Annotated in this window: 13 protein-coding genes; 5 read left to right on the forward strand and 8 right to left on the reverse strand. The window is 67.3% G+C overall.

The features are described 5' to 3' along the window. Nucleotides 1-58: 58 nt before the first annotated feature. The 5 genes from uvrA to C8D78_RS03505 all read right to left on the reverse strand — a co-directional run bounded on the left by uvrA (nucleotide 59) and on the right by C8D78_RS03505 (nucleotide 8,168). Nucleotides 59-3,007: an excinuclease ABC subunit UvrA gene (uvrA, locus tag C8D78_RS03485; RefSeq protein WP_120950446.1), complete on the reverse strand. Its 2,949-nt coding sequence runs from the start codon at nucleotides 3,005-3,007 to the stop codon at nucleotides 59-61. Nucleotides 3,008-3,075: 68 nt separating this feature from the next. Further along, nucleotides 3,076-3,468, reverse strand: coding sequence for a GntR family transcriptional regulator (locus tag C8D78_RS03490; RefSeq protein ID WP_120950447.1), 393 nt, complete (start codon nucleotides 3,466-3,468; stop codon nucleotides 3,076-3,078). Then, the gene (locus C8D78_RS03495) at nucleotides 3,465-5,324 is read right to left on the reverse strand and encodes an ABC transporter ATP-binding protein (protein ID WP_120950688.1); all 1,860 of its coding nucleotides are present in this window, start codon (nucleotides 5,322-5,324) and stop codon (nucleotides 3,465-3,467) included. The genes C8D78_RS03490 and C8D78_RS03495 overlap by 4 nt, the downstream gene beginning before the upstream one ends. A 167-nt stretch (nucleotides 5,325-5,491) precedes the next feature. Then, nucleotides 5,492-7,255, reverse strand: a complete 1,764-nt coding sequence (locus C8D78_RS03500; RefSeq protein WP_208641873.1) for an ABC transporter ATP-binding protein — start codon at nucleotides 7,253-7,255, stop codon at nucleotides 5,492-5,494. 133 nt (nucleotides 7,256-7,388) lie between these two features. Further along, nucleotides 7,389-8,168 carry a trans-aconitate 2-methyltransferase gene (locus tag C8D78_RS03505; protein ID WP_120950448.1) on the reverse strand — a complete coding sequence of 260 codons (780 nt, stop codon included), beginning with the start codon at nucleotides 8,166-8,168 and terminating at the stop codon, nucleotides 7,389-7,391. A gap of 144 nt (nucleotides 8,169-8,312) precedes the next feature. On the opposite strand from C8D78_RS03505, the gene C8D78_RS03510 reads away from it, so the two are divergent. From C8D78_RS03510 to C8D78_RS03520, 3 genes are all read left to right on the forward strand, one after another. Continuing rightward, entirely contained in the window at nucleotides 8,313-10,859 is a 2,547-nt protein-coding gene (locus C8D78_RS03510; RefSeq protein WP_120950449.1) for a DEAD/DEAH box helicase, read from the forward strand. 100 nt (nucleotides 10,860-10,959) lie between these two features. Beyond that, nucleotides 10,960-11,472: a GNAT family N-acetyltransferase gene (locus C8D78_RS03515; protein ID WP_120950450.1), complete on the forward strand. Its 513-nt coding sequence runs from the start codon at nucleotides 10,960-10,962 to the stop codon at nucleotides 11,470-11,472. A gap of 19 nt (nucleotides 11,473-11,491) precedes the next feature. After that, nucleotides 11,492-12,847 (forward strand): alpha/beta fold hydrolase, encoded by a 1,356-nt coding sequence (locus tag C8D78_RS03520; protein WP_120950690.1) that lies wholly within the window; start codon nucleotides 11,492-11,494, stop codon nucleotides 12,845-12,847. A 120-nt stretch (nucleotides 12,848-12,967) separates the two neighbouring features. Here the strand turns inward: C8D78_RS03520 and C8D78_RS03525 are convergent, their stop codons facing one another. The 3 genes from C8D78_RS03525 to coaE all read right to left on the reverse strand — a co-directional run bounded on the left by C8D78_RS03525 (nucleotide 12,968) and on the right by coaE (nucleotide 17,627). Further along, entirely contained in the window at nucleotides 12,968-13,996 is a 1,029-nt protein-coding gene (locus tag C8D78_RS03525; RefSeq protein WP_120950451.1) for a TerC family protein, read from the reverse strand. A gap of 159 nt (nucleotides 13,997-14,155) precedes the next feature. Then, nucleotides 14,156-16,237, reverse strand: coding sequence for an excinuclease ABC subunit UvrB (gene uvrB, locus C8D78_RS03530; protein WP_120950452.1), 2,082 nt, complete (start codon nucleotides 16,235-16,237; stop codon nucleotides 14,156-14,158). A gap of 40 nt (nucleotides 16,238-16,277) precedes the next feature. After that, nucleotides 16,278-17,627, reverse strand: a complete 1,350-nt coding sequence (coaE, locus tag C8D78_RS03535) for a dephospho-CoA kinase (protein WP_120950453.1) — start codon at nucleotides 17,625-17,627, stop codon at nucleotides 16,278-16,280. A 22-nt stretch (nucleotides 17,628-17,649) separates the two neighbouring features. Between coaE and C8D78_RS03540 the strand changes: the two genes are divergently transcribed. Together C8D78_RS03540 and C8D78_RS03545 are read left to right on the forward strand one after the other, a co-directional pair. After that, entirely contained in the window at nucleotides 17,650-18,351 is a 702-nt protein-coding gene (locus C8D78_RS03540; protein ID WP_120950454.1) for an IMPACT family protein, read from the forward strand. After that, complete coding sequence (locus C8D78_RS03545; protein ID WP_120950455.1) at nucleotides 18,335-18,955, forward strand: GNAT family N-acetyltransferase; 621 nt, start codon at nucleotides 18,335-18,337, stop codon at nucleotides 18,953-18,955. Before C8D78_RS03540 ends, C8D78_RS03545 begins: the two co-directional genes overlap by 17 nt. The last annotated feature ends 30 nt before the right edge of the window (nucleotides 18,956-18,985 follow it).

The raw sequence follows: 18,985 nt of genomic DNA on the forward strand, positions 1-18,985 counted from the left end.
CGGTACTCCCTCGGCCCCGTCCTCCCCGGCAGTACCTTACGGTCCCCGACGGCGGTTCTCAGGCCAGGAGATCGGCGAGGAACGCGGCCGTGTGGCTTTCGGTGGACTTGGCCACTTGCTCCGGGGTTCCGGAGGCGACCACCCGGCCGCCGCCGGAACCGCCGTCCGGGCCAAGGTCCACAATCCAGTCGGCGCTCTTGATGACATCGAGGTTGTGCTCGATCGTGATCACCGTGTTGCCCTTCTCCACGAGTCCCTGCAGCACCATGAGGAGCTTGCGGATGTCCTCGAAGTGCAGGCCCGTGGTGGGCTCGTCCAAAACGTAGACGCTCCGGCCGTTGGAACGCTTCTGGAGCTCGGCCGCGAGCTTGACCCGCTGGGCCTCGCCGCCCGAAAGCGTGGTGGCCGGCTGGCCCAGCCGGACGTAACCGAGTCCGACGTCGACCAGCGTGTTGAGGTGCCGCGCGATCGGGGAGAAAGCCGCGAAAAACTCGGCCCCCTCCTCGATGGGCATGTTCAACACGTCCGCGATGGTCTTGCCCTTGTAGTGGACCTCCAGGGTTTCGCGGTTGTACCTGGCCCCGTGGCAGACCTCGCAGGGGACGTAAACGTCCGGCAGGAAGTTCATCTCGATCTTCAGGGTGCCGTCGCCGGAGCAGGCCTCGCAGCGGCCGCCCTTGACGTTGAAGGAGAACCGGCCCGGCAGGTAGCCACGGACCTTGGCCTCGGTGGTCTCGGCGAAGAGCTTCCGGATGTGGTCGAACACACCGGTGTAGGTGGCCGGGTTGGAGCGCGGGGTGCGCCCGATGGGGCTCTGGTCGACGTGCACCACCTTGTCCAGGTGTTCGAGGCCCTGGACGGACTTGTGCCGGCCGGCCACCTGCTTCGCGCCGTTGAGCTTGTTGGCGAGCACTTTGTAGAGGATTTCGTTGACCAGGGTGGACTTACCGGAGCCGCTGACGCCGGTGACCGCGGTGAAGAGGCCGAGCGGGAAGCTGGCGTCGACGTTGAGGAGGTTGTTCTCCTTCGCCCCGACCACCTTGAGTTCGCGCTTCTTGTCGTACTTGCGCCGCTTCTTCGGGATCTCGATTTTCTTGCGCCCCGCGAGGTAGTCGCCGGTCAGCGAGTTCGTGTTCTCCAGCAGCGCCTGGTAAGAGCCGGAGTGGACCACCATGCCGCCGTGCTCGCCGGCTCCGGGTCCGATGTCCACCACCCAGTCGGCCTCCTGGATGGTGTCCTCGTCATGCTCCACCACGATCAGGGTGTTGCCGAGGTCACGGAGCCGGGTGAGGGTTTCGATGAGGCGGCGGTTGTCCCGCTGGTGCAGGCCGATGGAGGGCTCGTCCAGGACATAGAGCACACCCACCAGGCCCGAGCCAATCTGGGTGGCCAGCCGGATGCGCTGGGCCTCTCCGCCGGACAGGGTCCCGGAGGGGCGCTCCAGGTTCAGGTATTCGAGCCCGACGTCGAGGAGGAAGGTCAGCCGGGCCTGGATTTCCTTGAGGACCTGGTTCGCGATCTGGGCCTCGCGGCCGGTGAGGACGAGGTTGTCCAGGAAGTGCGCGCATTCGCGCATGGGCAGCGCGGCGACCTCGGCGATGGACTTGCCGTTGATCAGCACCGAAAGCGATGCCGGGTTCAGGCGCGCGCCGTTGCAGGCCGGGCACGGGACCTGGCGCATGTATTCCTCGTAGCGGTCGCGCGCCGAATCCGAATCGGTCTCGCCGTGCTTGCGGTGGACGTACTGCACCACGCCTTCAAAGCCGGTGCTGTACTTGCGTTCCCGGCCGAAGCGGTTGCGGTACTGCACCACCACCTTGTGGTCCTTGCCGTGCAGCACCGTCTGGCGGACGTCGGCGTCGAGCTTCTCCCACGCGGTGGTCATGGAGAATCCGAGCTCCTTGGCGAGGCCGCCCAGCAGCCGGTTCCAGTACTCCGTGGTGGCGGTGCCCAGCGACCACGGCGCAATGGCCCCCTCGGAGAGGGAGAGCTCCGGGTTCGGGACGATGAGTTCCTCATCCACCTCGAGCTTGGTGCCGATGCCGCTGCACGCGCTGCAGGCGCCGAAGGGGTTGTTGAAGGAGAAGGAGCGCGGCTCGATCTCATCGATGGCCAGCGGGTGCTCGTTGGGGCAGGCGAGGTGTTCGGAGAACGCCCTGATCCGTTCGGGGTCATCTGCGTCGAGGTCGACGAATTCGGCGAGGACGCGGCCCTCGGCCAGGCCCAGCGCTGTTTCCACGGAGTCGGTCAGACGCTGGCTGATGCCCTCCTTGACCACCAGACGGTCCACCACCACTTCGATGGTGTGCTTGAACTGCTTTCCCAGCTTCGGCGGATCGCTCAGCTGGACGAGGTCGCCGTCCACGCGGGCCCGCGAGTAGCCCTTGGCAGTGAGTTCCTTGAAGAGGTCCACGAATTCGCCCTTGCGGCCGCGGACCACGGGCGCCAGCACCTGGAAGCGGGTGCCATCCTGAAGCTCAAGCAGTTGGTCCACGATCTGCTGCGGGGTCTGCTTCGCAACGAGCTCCCCGCACACCGGGCAGTACGGCCGGCCCACACGGGCCCAGAGCAGGCGCATGTAGTCATAAATCTCGGTGATGGTTCCCACGGTGGACCGCGGGTTTTTGCTGGTGGACTTCTGGTCGATTGATACCGCCGGCGACAGGCCCTCGATGAAGTCGACGTCTGGCTTGTCCACCTGGCCGAGGAACTGCCGGGCGTAGGCGGAGAGCGATTCGACGTAGCGGCGCTGGCCTTCGGCGAAGATGGTGTCGAACGCAAGGGACGACTTGCCGGAGCCGGACAGGCCGGTGAACACGATCATGGCATCGCGCGGCAGGTCCAGGTCCACGTTGCGCAGGTTGTGCTCGCGCGCGCCCTTGACCACGAGGCGTGTCATGTCCGGGCGTTTCAGCTCGGGGCGCGACGGGGCCGGGTCCCGGACTGCCTGCGGTTCGACGGCGGACTGGACTTCAACGGCTGGATCTTCAGCTACAGCTTTAGGCACGAATCTAATGCTAATCGAAAACTTCTTCGAAAAACTATTCCGCGCGCCGCGGGCATCCCGCGGAGCTGCTACTGGCGGTCGTAGGCCGCGGCGAGCAGCTGCACGGCCTCCGCGAAGCTCGCGCCCTGGGCTTTCGCGGCCGCGGCGAACTCGGCGGCGGCGGCGGACAGCGAGCTCCAGGCGGCGTCGCGGGCACAGACCACGGTGCCGTTCCGGCCCCGCGTCACCACCACGCCGGCGGACTCGAGTTCCTTGTAGGCGCGCGCCACGGTGTGGGGTGCCACGCCCAGTTCGCCGGCAAGGCTCCGCACGGCCGGCAGCCTGGTGCCCGGCGCGAGCGAACCGTTGTCGGCGCGTTCGATCACGTACAGCCGAAGCTGTTCGAAGAGCGGGACGGAGCTGGCCGGGTTGGTCCGCCAGGCACCGGGAAACCGTTCCCCCGCGGTGTCTGCGGGACTCACAGCTCCTGCTCCCGTACGGCCGTGATCTGTTCGCGACCGGCGAACTGTGCCTCGTACAAATCCGTGTAGAGCCCGCTCCTGGCCATCAGCTGCTGATGGGTCCCGTGTTCAACGATTCGTCCGTGGTCCATGACAAGAATTAGATCAGCGTCCCGGACCGTGGACAAACGGTGCGCGATGACGAAGCTCGTATGTCCCTGCCGGAGCTTCTCCATGGCGTGACGGATCTGCACCTCCGTACGGCTGTCTACGGAACTCGTCGCCTCGTCCAGCACCAGGATGCTGCGGCCGGCGAGTTGGGCCCGCGCGATCGAGATGAGTTGCCGCTGCCCCCTGCTCAGGGAGTCGCCGTCGTTGCCCAGCAAGGTGGCGTAGCCGGCCGGCAGCGACCGGACGAAATGGTCCACGTGGCTGGCGCGGGCCGCCTCGACGATCTCGGCGTCGGTGGCGCCGGGCCGTCCGTACTCGATGTTTTCCCTGATGCTGCCGGTGAAGAGCCAGGCATCCTGTAGGACCATCCCGAAGGTGGATCGCAGCTCGTCCCGGGGAATTCCGGCGACGTCGGTTGAATCCACCAGGATCCGTCCTGAGTCGAGCTCATAGAAGCGCATCAGGAGATTCACTACCGTGGTCTTGCCTGCCCCGGTGTGTCCCACGATTGCCACGGTCTGTCCTGGTTCCACAGTGAAGGACAGGTCCTTCACGACCGGCGTGCCGGGGCTGTAACTGAAGCTGACGTGCTCGAAGGTGACGCGGCCTGCCACGACGTCCGGATTAAACGGGATCTGGTCGACCTGGCCGGCCGGGACTTTGCGCCCGTTGGGTGATTGCCCCCGGGCAGATGACCTGCGCCGGACATGGATCCTTCGCGGAGCGTCGGCGCCCCGATGCTTCCCCGCGCCGTTGGCCGCCGCGGCCGGCACCGCGTTGTCCGGCGGGATCTCCGGGGCGTCAAGCAGGTCAAACACCCGCTCCGCGGAGGCGAGGCAGGACTGCAGGAGGGTCAACATGCCGCCGATTTGGCCCATCGGCTGGCTGAAGAGGCGCGAGAACTGGATGAAGGCCTGGATGCCGCCGATCGTCATGACACCGGCGGTAACCTGCAGGGCCCCCACGACAGCCACCGCCACGTAGTTGAGGTTGGCGACAAAGACCATCAGCGGTTGGACGATGCCCGACAGGTACTGCGCCCGGGCGCTGGAACGCGTCAGTTTGTCGTTGCAGTCCCGGAAGCTCTCCGCCGACGCCTCCTGACGGCCGAAGGCTTTGACCACCTCGTGCCCCGTGAAGAGCTCTTCGAGTTGGGCATGCAGGGCCCCCGTGCTGGCCCACTGCTGCGTGAAGTGCGCCTGGGAATGCCGGGCCACCACGACGGTAATGGCTGTGGAGAGCGGCACGGACAGGACCGCGATCAGTGCCAGCAGGGGCGAGATCCACAGCATCATGGCGAGGGCGGCCGTGAGCATCAGGACGGACATGATCAGCTGGTTGAGGAGCTGGTTGAGGGCCTGGGAGATGTTGTCGACGTCGTTCGTCGCGCGGCTGAGCACCTCGCCGCGGCGCTGTTCCTCGAAATGGCTGGACGGCAGGACATGGAGTTTTGTCTCCACGGCTCCGCGGAGCCCGTAGCTCACCCGTTGCACGGCGGTGGCCGTCAAGGCGCCCTGGATCCAGCTGAAAAGTGACGCCCCGGCGTACATGGCGGAAACCGCCAGCAGCAGGGACGCCAGCTTCTGCTCGTCGAGGGAACCGCCGACGAATCCGGCAACGACGACGTCGGTGGCGTCACCGAGGAGTTTAGGGGCGGCCACGTTGAGGGTCACGAAGGCACACGTGGCCGCGATGACACCGGCCATGCGCCACTTCAGCGGACGCAGCAGGCCCAGCAGCCGGCCGGCGGCCCTCCACTTGGTAGGTGTCGCGTCCTTCGGTCCGGCAGCGGTCCCGGCCGCCGCCGCGGTCGCAGCAGTCCCCGCGGCCGCAGCAGTCCCCGCGGTCTTGGCCCGGAACGCTCCGAAGCGGCTCACGGGGTTTCCTCCAGGACCAACTGGGATGAGGCAATTTCCCGGTAGCTTGGCGAGGACTCCATGAGCTCACTGTGCGTGCCCTGCGCAACGAGGCAGCCGTCTTCCAGGACTAGGATCAGCCCGGCGTCCAGGATGGTGGCCACCCGTTCGGCCACGATCAGCACGGTGGCCGAACGTAACAGCGGCTCGATCGCCGCCCGGAGCCTGGCATCAGTCCCGTAGTCCAGGGCCGAGAAACTGTCGTCGAACAGGTAGACGGGAGCATCTTTGAGCAGTGCCCGTGCTATGCACAGGCGCTGGCGTTCACCGCCGGAAAAGTTGGTGCCGCCCTGGCTTACGGGCGCGCCGAGCCCGAGGGGCAGGGCACGGATAAAGTCGCCGGCTTGGGCGGCCTCGAGCGCCTGCCACAAGTCGTGGTCGGTGGCCGTGGGCGAGCCGAACCGGAGGTTCTCCGCGACCGTGCCCGCAAACAGGTAGGACTGTTGCGGAACAATGGCGATGAGGCTGCGCAAGGCATCCAGCGGCATGGCCCGCACGTCGCGTCCGCCGATGCTGATCTGCCCGGCCGTCGCGTCGAGGAATCTGGGCAGCAGGTTCATCAGAGTGGTCTTGCCGCTGCCGGTCGCCCCAATGATCGCCGTCGTCGTCCCCGGGACCGCGGTGAAGGAGACGCCATCGAGAACAGGCGCCTCCGCGCCGGGATAGGCGAAACCCACGTTCCGGAACTCGACAGCATGCCCGGAGCGTGCGGCGCCGCGGGGAAGAGCGCCGCCGGGCCGCGCGGTGACGTTGCCGTCTCCCGCCGGAGCAGCCGGGTCCGTGATGGCCGGCTCGGTGTCCAGCACCTCGCGGATCCGCTCCGCGCACGCAGTAGCCCTGGGAGCCGTCATGAACACGTACATCGCCATCATGATGGCGATCAGGATTTGCAGGATGTAGGACATGAACGCGGTGAGGGCGCCCAACCGCATTTCGCCGGCATCGATCCGGTGGCCGCCGAACCAGACGACGCAGACGGAGGAGAGGTTGACCACCAGCATGATCATCGGCATCATCCCCGCCACCAGCAGGGCAGACTGCAGGTTGTTCCGGGTGAGGTCCTTGTTGGCCTCGTCGAAGCGGCGTTCTTCGTGCCCTTGGCGGACGAAGCCGCGGATGACATTCGCGCCGATGATTTGCTCGCGCAGCACCCTGCCGATCCGGTCGAGAAGCCCCTGGCCCTCGCGGTAAAGCGGTATCAGGCGGCGCACGATCACGGTCATGATCAGCGTGAGGATAGGGATGACCGCGACCACGATCCAGGACAGCGCGACGTCCTGGTGCACGGCCAGCGCGATGCCGCCAATGAAGATGGCGGGGGCGGCGATCAGCATGGTGAAAATCAGGACGGCGAGGTTTTGGATCTGGGCGACGTCGTTGGTGGCCCGGGTGACGAGGCTGGGGGCGCCGAAGTTGCCCACCTCTTGGGAGGAAAACGACTGCACCTTGGCGAAAAGCTCCCGGCGCAGCTGGCCGCCCAGCTCCATGGCGACGCCGGCGCCCAGGTAACCTGCCGCGATGGCGGTTGCCACCTGGACGGCGGCGATTCCGGCCATCCAGCCGCCGAGATAGAGGATCTCCCCCGTGTCGCCGGCGATGATGCCGTCGTCGATGATGGCGGCATTCAGGGTGGGCAGGAGCAGGTTGGCGGTGGTCTGCACAAGCTGGAGCACAACTATTGCCAGCACGCTCCCCTTATGCGCGGACAGCAGCCGCACCATCAGGCCTGTAAGCACCGAACCTCCATCGCTAGCCAGGGCCCGGAATAGGAATCAGCCTAACGGCCGCCCCCATGCCGCCACGTCATTGTAAGCCCCAATCCGGAGTGCTTCGTGTCAAGCGCAAACACGCAGATCACCCGTGTTTTTGCGCCACCGCAAACGTGCGCCGGAACGGGAACACCGTCCCGTGCCGGCCCCCGGGATATGCGGTGTCCAGGAGTGCCGAATACTCGGACTCGAACTCCCGCGCCGCGTCCTCCGGCAGCGCGGCCAGCACGGGTCTGAGGCCGGTGCCGCGGACCCACTCCAGCACCGGGTGCGCGCCGGGGAGCAATTGCAGGTACGTGGTTTCCCAAGCATCGGCCGCGCAGCCGGCGTCGAGCATGATCTGCAGGTATTCCGCAGCATCCCCGACGACATCGTCGTGGCGCAGGACCCCGGCGAGCCGCCCTGCCCAGGCCGGGGACTCCGCCAGCTCCCGCATCAGGGTGTGGGACGGGGCGTTGAAGTTCCCCGGCACCTGCAGCGCAAACCAGGCGCCCGGTTTGAGGGCATCAAGCCATGCCGGCAACAGCTTCCGGTGGCCGGGGACCCACTGCAGGGCGGCGTTGGTGACCACCACGTCCGTGTCTCCGGACGGGAGCCAGTGCGCGATGTCGGCGAGCTCATAGGAGAGATTTGGCGTCCCGCCCGCGTACTCCTTTGACGCGACCAGCATCTCCGGTGACGAGTCCAGGCCCACTACCTGCGCCCCGGGCCACCGGGCCGCGAGAGTGGCAGTGAGGTTTCCGGGACCGCAGCCGAGGTCGACGACGTGCCGCGGGGCCTCGGCATGAATGCGCCCCGTCAGGTCAAAGAAGGGCCTGTCCCGGTAATCCCCGAACTGCACATATTTTTCGGGATCCCATTTCACGGCTACCTCCAGTCCCCGGCACTGTTGTCCTCCTCGAAGCCTAGCCCCGGCCCGAAGGCCAGCCAAGGAGGCAGGCCTCCGGCTTGCGCGCCGCGCTTTCCGGGCGGTGCCGCGGGCACCGCCCGGGCACTAAGCTGGAAAGCGATGAAACTCGTTGATCAGCTCCCCGCCCCGGCCGCCCGAATTCCCGGCAGGACGGCCCTGGACCCGGATGAGCTTTACACGCGTTTTGTCGAGTGGACCGAGACACGCGGCCTGGCCCTCTACACCGCCCAGGACGAGGCGATCATGGAGCTGGCCGCCGGCTCCAACGTCATCCTGGCCACACCCACCGGGTCAGGGAAGTCCCTCGTGGCCATCGCCGCGCACTTCCAGGCCATGGCCCGCGGGGCGCGGAGCTATTACACGGCCCCGATCAAAGCCCTGGTCTCGGAGAAGTTCTTCGCCCTTTGCGAGATCTTCGGGGCCGAAAACGTCGGCATGATCACCGGTGACTCCGGCGTCAACCAGGATGCCCCGATCATCTGCTGCACGGCTGAGATCCTGGCCAACATCGCCCTCCGCGAGGGAGCCGCTGCCGAGCTCGGTTCGGTCATCATGGACGAATTCCACTTCTACTCGGACCCGCAGCGCGGCTGGGCCTGGCAGGTGCCGTTGCTGGAGCTGCCCCAGGCGCAGTTCCTGTTGATGTCCGCGACCCTCGGCGATGTCAGCCGTTTCGAAGCCGGAATCACGGAGCTGACCGGCCGCCCGACGACCACGGTCAGTTCCGCCGAACGTCCCATCCCGCTGCACTACTACTACGAGCAGACTCCGGTCCACGAGACCCTCGAAGAGCTTCTCGCCACCAAGCAGGTCCCGGTCTACGTGGTCCATTTCAGCCAGGTCGAGGCAATCGACCGGGCCCAGAACCTGATGAGCATCAATGTCTGCACCCGCGAGGAAAAGGACAAGATTGCCGAGCTCATCGCCGGGTTCCGCTTCGCCGCGGGCTTCGGGAAAACCCTCAACAGGCTGGTCCGGCACGGGATCGGCGTCCACCATGCCGGCATGCTGCCGAAGTACCGCCGGCTTGTCGAGCAGCTCGCCCAGGCCGGGCTCCTGAAGGTCATCTGCGGCACGGACACCCTCGGGGTGGGCATCAACGTGCCTATCCGCACCGTCCTGCTGACGGCCCTGAGCAAGTACGACGGCGTCCGCACCCGGCTGCTGAACTCCCGCGAGTTTCACCAGATCGCCGGAAGGGCCGGACGCGCCGGCTATGACACGGCCGGCACCGTGGTGGTCCAGGCCCCGGAGCACGTGACCGAGAACGTGAAGGCGATGGCCAAGGCCACGGCCAAGTTCGGCGATGACCAAAAGAAGCTGCGCCAGGTGGTGAAGAAGAAGCCCCCGGAGGGCTTCGTCTCCTGGGGCGAACCGACGTACAAACGGCTCGTGGAGTCCGTGCCCGATCCTCTCACGTCGAGTTTCACCGTGACGCACGCGATGCTGATGAACCTCATGGAACGCCCCGGGGACCCGTTCCAGGCCGCCCGCCGCCTGCTCACCGAGAACCACGAGACCCGGTCCTCGCAGCTGCAGCTCATGAAGAAGGCGCTGGGCATCTACCGGGAACTGCTCGCGGCCGGCGTCGTGGAGCGGATCCCGCCCGAGGAACAGGGTGCGGATGGCCGCACGGTGCGGCTCACGGTCCACCTGCAGGCGAACTTCGCGCTCAACCAGCCCCTGTCCCCGTTTGCCCTTGCGGCCCTGGAGCTGCTGGATCCGGAGTCGCCGTCCTACGCCCTGGACGTCGTGTCCGTGATCGAAGCGACCCTGGAGAAGCCGCGCCAGATCCTGTCCGCCCAGCAGAAGAAGGCGCGCGGCGAAGCAATCGCCGCCATGAAGGCCGACGGCATCGAGTACGACCAGCGGATGGCGATGCTCGAGGAGGTCACCTACCCGCAGCCGCTCGCAGAAATCCTCGGCGAGGCCTTCGACGTCTACCGCAAGGCCGCGCCGTGGGTGGGCGATTTTGAGCTCGCACCCAAATCCGTGGTCCGGGACATGTACGAGCGCGCCATGAACTTCGGCGAATTCGTCCAGTTCTACGGCCTGGCCCGCTCCGAGGGGATCGTGCTGCGCTACCTCGCCGACGGTTTCAAGGCGCTCCGCCAGACCGTCCCGCAGGACGCACTCCGGGAGGACCTGGAAGACCTCATCGCGTGGCTGGGCGAACTGGTCCGTCAGGTGGACTCGAGCCTCCTTGACGAGTGGGAAGAACTCACGTCGGGCGCCGCGCCCACCCCGCACGATGCTCCCCCGCCCCCGCCGCCGTCGCTGACCTCCAACATCCGGGCCTTCCGGGTGATGGTGCGCAACGAGATGTTCCGACGCGTGGAGCTGTTCGCGGACGAGGCCGCCACCGCCCTGGGTGAGCTCGACGCCGGTTCCGGCTGGGACGCGGAGCGCTGGGAGGATGCCCTGGATGACTACTTCGACGAACACAATGACATCGGCACCGGCCCGGACGCCCGCGGCCCCGGGCTGCTGATCATCACCGAGGAGCCCGGGGTGTGGAAGGTCCGGCAGATCTTCGCGGACCCGGCCGGCCACCACGACTGGGGCATCTCCGCCGAGGTGGATCTGGAGGCTTCGGACGAGTCCGGGACCGCCGTCGTCCGCGTCACGGACGTCAACCGGCTCTAGACTGCCGGCCGGGTGGCGGCCTGCCGGGGCCGGGGCCGGACCCGCACCCGGCGTGGGCCCCCGGACCGGGGCCAGTGCGCGCCGCGAGTAAACTCGAATAATGAGTGTAATCCGGCCTGCCGCAGCGCAAGACGTCCCAGCCATCCTGCAGATGATCCACGACCTCGCCCTCTACGAGAAGGAACCGGACGCCGTCCGGAACACCCCCGAAATGCTCACCGAGGTCCTCTTCGGAGAGAACCCCCGGGTCTTCGCCACCATGGCGGAGAACGCGGCCGGCGAGGTGCGGGGCTTCGCGCTCTGGTTCCTGAACTACTCCACGTGGGAAGGGGTCCACGGGATCTACCTGGAGGACCTTTACGTCAGGCCCGAGGCCCGTGGCGAAGGCCACGGCAAGGCCCTGCTGCAGCACCTGGCGGCGACCGCCGTCGACCGCGGCTATGCCCGCGTCGAGTGGAGCGTGCTGGACTGGAATGAGCCCTCCATCAACTTCTACAAGAAGCTCGGCGCAGCCCCGATGGAGGAATGGTCCACCTTCCGCCTCGCCGGTCCGGCGCTGACGGCCTTTGGCCGCGCCCGCTCCGACTCCCGCGCGGAGGCCGGACGTGGCTGACCTTCCCCTGACGGGGCTCATGGGGGCCGCACTCCTGGAGGCGTCCGGCGCCCGGAACACCGTCCGGCATAGCGTCCGGGCACGCCACACCTACCGTGGAATGCACACCGCGGAGCACTTCTTCCAGGTGCCGCTGGACCACTTCAGCGAGGCCGGTCGCCGCGGCGAGTCCGTCACGGTGTTCGCCCGCGAGTATGTGTCCACGGAGCACAGCGAGGCAGACGCCGCCGGGCTGCCCTGGCTGCTCTTCCTGCAGGGCGGTCCCGGCGGAAGGGGCAACCGCTTCCCGTCCCTCGGCGGCTGGAGCAAGGCCGCCGCGCGGAACTTCCGGATCCTCATGCTGGACCAGCGCGGCACGGGCCTGTCCTCGCCAATCGACCGCAACACCCTGCCCCTGCGCGGCAGCTGCGAGGCACAGGCCCGCTACCTGACGCACTTCCGCGCCGACTCAATCGTCGCGGATGCCGAGGCCATCAGGGCGGCCCTGGGATCCGCCCCCTGGACCGTGTACGGCCAAAGTTATGGCGGATTCTGTTCGCTGAGCTACCTGTCGTTCGCCCCCGAAGGGCTCCGCGAAGTGCTCGTGACCGGCGGCCTCGCCCCGCTCGGCGGCTCCGCGGAGCGGGTCTACCGGGCGACCTTCCAGCGGGTCGCGGCACGCAACGCCGAATACTTCGCCTGGTACCCGGAAGACCGTGCCGCCGTCACCCGGATCGCCCGGCACCTGAGGGCCACGGAGGAATTCCTGCCCGACGGCGGCCGGCTCACCGTGGAGCGGTTCCAGATGGTGGGCTCGTTCCTGGGCGGCAACACCCGGGTGGACGCGCTGCACCACCTTCTGGAGGATGCCTTCGTGGCCACGCCCGACGGCGACCGCCTCTCGGATGCCTTCCTGGAACAGGTCCGCGGCCTCGTCTCCAGGGCCGCAAACCCCTTGTACGCCCTGATGCACGAGTCCATCTACGGCCAGTCCGGGGCCACCGACTGGGCCGCCTGGCGGGTCCTGGCGGACTTCCCGGAGTTCAGCCCCGACGCCGCCGAACCACTCCTGACCGGGGAAATGGTCTACCCCTGGTACTTCGAGCAGGACCCGGCCCTGCGCCCGCTCAGGGACGTGGCCCGGTTGCTCGCCGAGAAGGATGACTGGGCGCCGCTCTACGATCCGGAACAGCTGGCGCAGAACCGCGTGCCCGTCGCCGCGGCCGTCTACACCGACGACATCTACGTGGACCGCGACCTCTCCCTGGAAACGGCCGCGTCTGTCCGGGGCCTGCAGGTGTGGGAGTCCGGTGAATTCCACCACGACGGGATCGCGGACGACGGCGAGGCGATCTTCGGCCGCCTGCTGGGCATGGCCCGGTCAGACGGCCGCTGAGCCGGCACAGGGCCCGTTGCCGGCAGTCTGCCAACGAGTACGGCGCTGGACCCTTGGAGGTCCAGCGCCGTACTGTTATGCGCCGTACTGTTATGCGGCCGGGAACCCGGCAGTGCGCTGCTAGTCGACGTCGCTCAGGCTCTTCCGGGCGTCCTCTTCCAGCCGGGCATCCAGCTTGGCTTTGGTCGCCTTGGAACTGATCAGGCTCGCGATCACCGCGACGATGATGGTGCCGATGATCACGCCAAGCGAAACGTAGGTGGGGATCTCGGGGGCCCATTCAATGTGCTGGCCGCCGTTGATGAACGGCAGTTCGTTGACGTGCATGGCGTGCAGGACCAGTTTGACGCCGATGAACGCCAGGATGACGGACAGCGCGTGCTTGAGATAGATGAGCCGGTTCATGAGCCCGCCCAGCAGGAAGTACAGCTGGCGCAGGCCCATGAGCGCGAAGATGTTCGCGGTGAAGACGATGAAGGCGCTCTGGGTGAGGCCGAAGATGGCCGGGATGGAATCGACGGCGAAGAGCAGGTCCGTCATGCCGATGGTCACGAAGACGATGAGCATCGGGGTGAAGACCTTCTTGCCCTCCACCACCGTGCGGAGCTTGCCGCCGTCGAACTTCTCGGACATCGGCAGGACCTTGCGGATCCGCGCGATCAGCGGGTTTTCCTTGTCTTCCTCGTCCTCGCCCTCGTCCTGCGCCTGCTTCCAGGCGGTCCAGAGCAGGAAGGCGCCGAAGATGTAGAAGACCCAGCTGAACTGCTCGATCACGATTGCGCCGAGCATGATGAAAATGCCGCGGAGGATCAGGGCAATGATGATGCCCACCATGAGCACTTCCTGCTGGTACTTACGCGGTACCGAGAAGCGGGCCATGATGATGATGAAGACGAACAGGTTGTCGATGCTGAGGCTGTATTCCGTCACCCAGCCGGCGATGAACTGGCCGCCGTATTCCGGCCCGGTGAAGGCGAACATGGCTCCGGCGAACACCAGGGCCAGGGCCACGTAGAACGTGACCCACAGTCCGGCTTCTTTCATGGAGGGTTCGTGAGGGCGTTTGAGGACCATCAGCAGGTCGATGGCGAGGATGACGCCGAGGACGACAAATGAGCCGATCTCGAACCACAGGGGAAGTTCGGGCACGGGAGGCCTTTCGTAGGGTACAGCTAAGCGGTGTAAGTCTCTCCGACCGCCGGCACATGGTGTTGGCCTGGCTGCCCGCTACGCCCGGCGCGGCATCGTAGCCGTGCGTGTTGACGATCGTAGCGCTGGGATACTCCCCTACGTTTGATCGAGTTTACCCTAGGCGTGCCCCGCCGACTGCATCTGGCGCAGCTCCTTCTTCAAGTCGCCCACCTCGTCGCGGAGCCTGGCGGCGAGCTCGAACTGCAGCTCACCGGCCGCGGCGTGCATCTGTTCCGTCAGCTGTTCGATCAGGCCCACAAGATCCTCGGCCGGGGCAGCTGCCAGCCCGTCGTGCCTGATGGTGGAAGCGCCCTTGCCCTTGCCGCGGTTCTTGCCCGCAGCGGCCAGCAGCTCGCGGGTGTCCGCGTCTTCCTTGGCGAGCTGGTCCGTGATGTCCGCGATCTTCTTCCGCAGCGGCTGGGGATCGATCCCCCGCTCGGTGTTGTAGGCAACCTGGATGGCGCGCCGGCGGTTCGTTTCGTCGATGGCGTGGGCCATCGAGTCGGTGATCCGGTCCCCGTACATGTGCACCTGTCCGGACACGTTACGGGCGGCACGTCCGATCGTCTGGATCAGGGAGGTCGAGGAGCGCAGGAAGCCCTCCTTGTCCGCGTCCAGGATGCTGACCAGCGATACCTCGGGGAGGTCGAGGCCTTCCCGCAGGAGATTGATGCCGACAAGGACATCGAAGACGCCCATCCGCAGCTCGCGCAGGAGTTCCACGCGGCGCAAGGTGTCGACGTCGGAGTGCAGGTACTCGACCTTCACGCCGTGGCCCAGCAAATAGTCGGTGAGGTCCTCCGCCATCCGCTTGGTCAGCGTGGTGACCAGGACACGCTCGTTCTTCGCGGTTCGCGTGCGGATCTCGCCCAGCAGGTCATCGATCTGCCCCTTCGTGGGCTTGACGATGACCTCGGGGTCGATCAGCCCGGTCGGCCGGATGATCTGCTGGACAAAGCCGTCGGACTTGCCGAGCTCGTACTTGCCAGGGGTGGCGGAGAGGTAGACCGTCTGGCCCACGCGCTCTTGGAACTCGTCCCATTTCAGCGGGCGGTTGTCCATCGCCGAGGGCAACCGGAAGCCGTGGTCCACCAGGTTCCGCTTGCGGGACATGTCGCCCTCGTACATGGCGCCGATCTGGGGGACCGTGACGTGCGACTCGTCGATCACCAGGAGGAAGTCGTCCGGGAAGTAATCGATGAGGCAGTGCGGCGCGGTCCCGCGGGCGCGGCCGTCGATGTGCGAGGAGTAGTTCTCGATGCCGTTGCAGAAGCCCATCTGCTGCATCATTTCCAGGTCATAGGTGGTGCGCATCCGCAGCCGCTGTGCCTCGACGAGCTTGTTCTGGCTTTCCAGGACCTTGAGCCGCTCCGCCAGTTCGTCCTCGATCCGGGTGATCGCGCGGGCCATGCGTTCCGGGCCGGCCACGTAGTGCGACGCCGGGAAGACGTACATTTCGGTCTCGTCCCGGAGGACCTCTCCGGTGAGCGGGTGCAGCGTGTAGATGTTTTCGATCTCGTCACCGAAGAACTCGATCCGGATGGCCAGTTCCTCGTACATCGGGATAATTTCCACGGTGTCGCCGCGGACCCGGAATGTGCCGCGGTGGAAGTCCATGTCGTTTCGGGTGTACTGCATGGCCACGAATTTCCGGAGGAGGTCGTCACGGTTCATTTCCGCACCCTTGCGGAGGGTCACCATGCCGGCAATGTACTCTTCAGGGGTGCCGAGGCCGTAGATGCAGGACACGGTGGCAACCACGATCACGTCGCGACGGGTCAGCAGCGCGTTCGTGGCCGAGTGCCGGAGCCGTTCGACTTCCTCGTTCACGGAGGAGTCCTTCTCGATGAAGGTGTCCGTCTGCGCCACGTAGGCCTCGGGCTGGTAGTAGTCGTAATAGGAGACGAAGTACTCCACCGCGTTGTTGGGCAGCAGCTCGCGGAATTCGTTCGCCAGCTGCGCGGCCAGCGTCTTGTTCTGCACCATCACCAGGGTGGGGCGCTGAACCTGCTCGATCAGCCACGCCGTGGTGGCGCTCTTACCGGTGCCGGTGGCGCCCAGCAGCACCACGTCCTTCTCGCCGTTGCGGATCCTCTCGGTGAGTTCGGCGATCGCCGCCGGCTGGTCGCCAGCGGGCTGGAACTCGCTAATGACCTTGAAGGGTGCCACGACACGATTGATTTCCTGGGCAAGGCTCATGCATCTAATCTACCGCCGGCCTCCGACAGGATGTCCTGATTCAGCTTTGGGCAGTACCAGGGCCGATTCCGGTGTCCGCGGGGCGTTTGGCGCCGGTGGCGCCGGCATGGGCGCCAGTGGCCGCAGGCTTGTCCGAGGCGGTGTCCGCGGGGCGTTCGGCGCCCGTGGTTCCGACGTCGTCGGCATGCGACGGCGGCTGCCAACCCGTGCGCTGGACCCAGGCTTCCATCCGCGGCCAGGCATAGTCGGTAAACCAGCCCTCCTTGTCCGCCGCGTACCCGGCGGTAGACTTGTCGACGTCATGAAGCCCGGCCACCCGCTTCTTCTCCGCGACATAGTCAGCCCGCGCCCCGGCATCGGCGCGGAGCCAGTCACGGAAGCACAGCGCGTACCGCCAGCCCGGCGACCCGGCGACGCGGATGTGCAGGTTTGCCGGCCGGCCGGGATCGGCGTTGCCGTGCAGCCGCTTGCCCCAGTCGGCCGGATCCGGATGCGAGGGTTTGGGGTTGTCCGAAATAATGCCGGGCCAGCGCGGAAAACCGGCCCCCGCCAGCAGCGGCGCGATCCGGTCGGCGGCGTCGAGGTCGCGGACACTCAACTGCAGGTCGATCACGTCCTTGGCGTCCAGCCCCGGCACCGCCGTCGACCCGATGTGGTCCACGGCAAGAACGTCCTGCGCAACGGCGGCGCGGAGCCTGCCGATCAGCCGGCCGGCCTGGGCTGCCCAGGTCGGATCGGCGGGGGCCAGGACGGGCCCTTCCGTCCGCGGGGCAATCCTGTGCCCCTCAAGGTTCAGCGCGAACGGCGCCAGCCGTCCGGCCCACAGGGCGTCGATTGCGTCCCGAAGCGCCTCCGGGGTCCCCGAGTTGTCCAGCACGACGTCCGCGGCGGCCAACCGCGCTTCGCGGCTCGCCTGCGCGGCCATCCTGGCGTGGGCCTCCTCGACGCTCATCTTGCGGTGTTCGGCCATGCGCCGGACCCGGACGTCATCCGGGGCGTCCACCACGATCACCAGGTGGAAGTTCTGCCCTTGTCCGGTTTCCACCAGCAGCGGGATGTCCTGCACCACCACGGCACCGGCCGGGGCGGCGGCGACCAGCGCCGCGGCCCGCTCCCTCACCAGGGGGTGGATGATGCCGTTGAGCACGGCCAGGCGTTCGGGATTGCCGAAAACGAGGGCGCCCAACCGGGGGCGGTCCAGCCGGCCGTCCGGGGTCAGGACGGCGGCGCTGAAAGCTTCGACCACCTTGGCCAGCCCGGGCGTGCCCGCTTCTACGACCTCGCGGGCAAGCGCGTCGGCGTCGATAAGTACCGCGCCGAGCTCGCGGAGGCGCGCAGCCGCCAGGGACTTCCCCGAAGCGATCCCGCCGGTCAACCCGATCTTCAACACGACACCAGCCTAAACTGAACCGGTGGCAGATGAGACGGATTACCCCCGGAGCAGGAATTCCGCCTACACCACCCTTGCCGCGGGCCCCGGGTTCCGGCACGAAATCGAGGTCAAGAGGTCCCGGTTCATTACCGTCCTGGCGCGCGTGTCGGACGACGACGCCGCCCGCACCGTCTTGGCCGGCCTGCGCCGGGAATTCCATGACGCGCGGCACCACTGCTTCGCCTACGTGCTCGGTCCCGACCGGGACGTGCAGCGCTCCAACGACGACGGCGAACCGTCAGGAACGGCCGGCATCCCGATGCTGGAGGCGCTGCTGAAGCGTGAGACTGCGCCCGGCGTCGCCGACCTGAGCGATGTCGCCGCGGTGGTGGTGCGGTACTTCGGCGGCATCCTGCTGGGCGCCGGCGGCCTGGTGCGCGCCTATTCGGAATCGGTGTCCGGCGCGCTGGAGCTCGCCCCGCTTGTGCGTCGCCGCCGGCTGCGGATCTGCTCGGTGCGGGTGCGGCATGCCGTGGCCGGTCGGCTGGAGAACGACCTGCGCGCCGCGGGGTATGTCATGGCCGAAACCGCCTACGAGGCGCAGACTACTGTCCTGAGGCTTGCGCTGCCGGATGATCCGGAGGCGCTGGCCCGCGCCGCGGAACGCGTGGCCGCCATGACTGCCGGCAGCGCTTCGCTGCGGCCCGGAGAAACGGAGTGGATCGATGTCCCCATCAGCTGATCCGGCCCCCGCTGTCGCCCTGCTTGACGTCACCGAGTCCGTGCTTGAACAGCTCCTGGAGCTTGCGCTCCGGGACGCCGACGCCGACGAGGTCACCCCGCCTTTGGGCACTGCCGCCGGCTGGAACACCGATCGGATCAGCTGGTTCCGCGAGTTCCACCGCGCGGCTGCGGCCGGCTTGGACGGCCCCGCACGGCAGAAGAGCTGGGCCATCAGTTGCGACGGTCAGCTGGCCGGGTCCATCCGGCTGATGCGGGCCGGAGCGGAGGCTGCGGGTTCTGTTCCAGCGGTTCGGGCGGCTGCCGGAGAGGCCGGGGCGGCAGTGCCGGCGGAGGGCGCCGGGGAAGGCAGCGCGGGCGGCGCGGTGCTGGAAACCGGCATCTGGCTCGCCCGGGGCTTCCGCGGCCGCGGCGTCGGCCGCGAGGCGCTGCGGCTGGTGAAGGCCCGGGCTGCGTCCGACGGAGCGACCGCCCTGGTGGCCGAGACTACTGCCGGCAACGTCGCAGCCCTCGCGTTGCTGAAGTCCGCGGGCGCCGAACTGGTCACCGGTGCCGCCTCAGACACAGAGACCGTGCCGGTCAAGGGCCGCATCCCGCTAACCTGAAGGTTCAGCTCCCGGGCCGGCTTGCATTCC

It is taken from the genome of Arthrobacter oryzae, assembly GCF_003634095.1.
GTDB classification, from domain to species: Bacteria; Actinomycetota; Actinomycetes; order Actinomycetales; family Micrococcaceae; genus Arthrobacter; species Arthrobacter oryzae.

Coding starts and splice junctions, on each gene's coding strand:
- C8D78_RS03500 (WP_208641873.1), bottom strand. CDS start 7,255: ATGGTGCGGCTGCTGTCCGCGCATAAGGGGAGCGTGCTGGCAATAGTT.
- C8D78_RS03515 (WP_120950450.1), top strand. CDS start 10,960: ATGAGTGTAATCCGGCCTGCCGCAGCGCAAGACGTCCCAGCCATCCTG.
- C8D78_RS03510 (WP_120950449.1), top strand. CDS start 8,313: ATGAAACTCGTTGATCAGCTCCCCGCCCCGGCCGCCCGAATTCCCGGC.
- C8D78_RS03495 (WP_120950688.1), bottom strand. CDS start 5,324: ATGGCCGGTGTCATCGCGGCCACGTGTGCCTTCGTGACCCTCAACGTG.
- uvrB (WP_120950452.1), bottom strand. CDS start 16,237: ATGAGCCTTGCCCAGGAAATCAATCGTGTCGTGGCACCCTTCAAGGTC.
- C8D78_RS03520 (WP_120950690.1), top strand. CDS start 11,492: ATGGGGGCCGCACTCCTGGAGGCGTCCGGCGCCCGGAACACCGTCCGG.
- C8D78_RS03545 (WP_120950455.1), top strand. CDS start 18,335: ATGTCCCCATCAGCTGATCCGGCCCCCGCTGTCGCCCTGCTTGACGTC.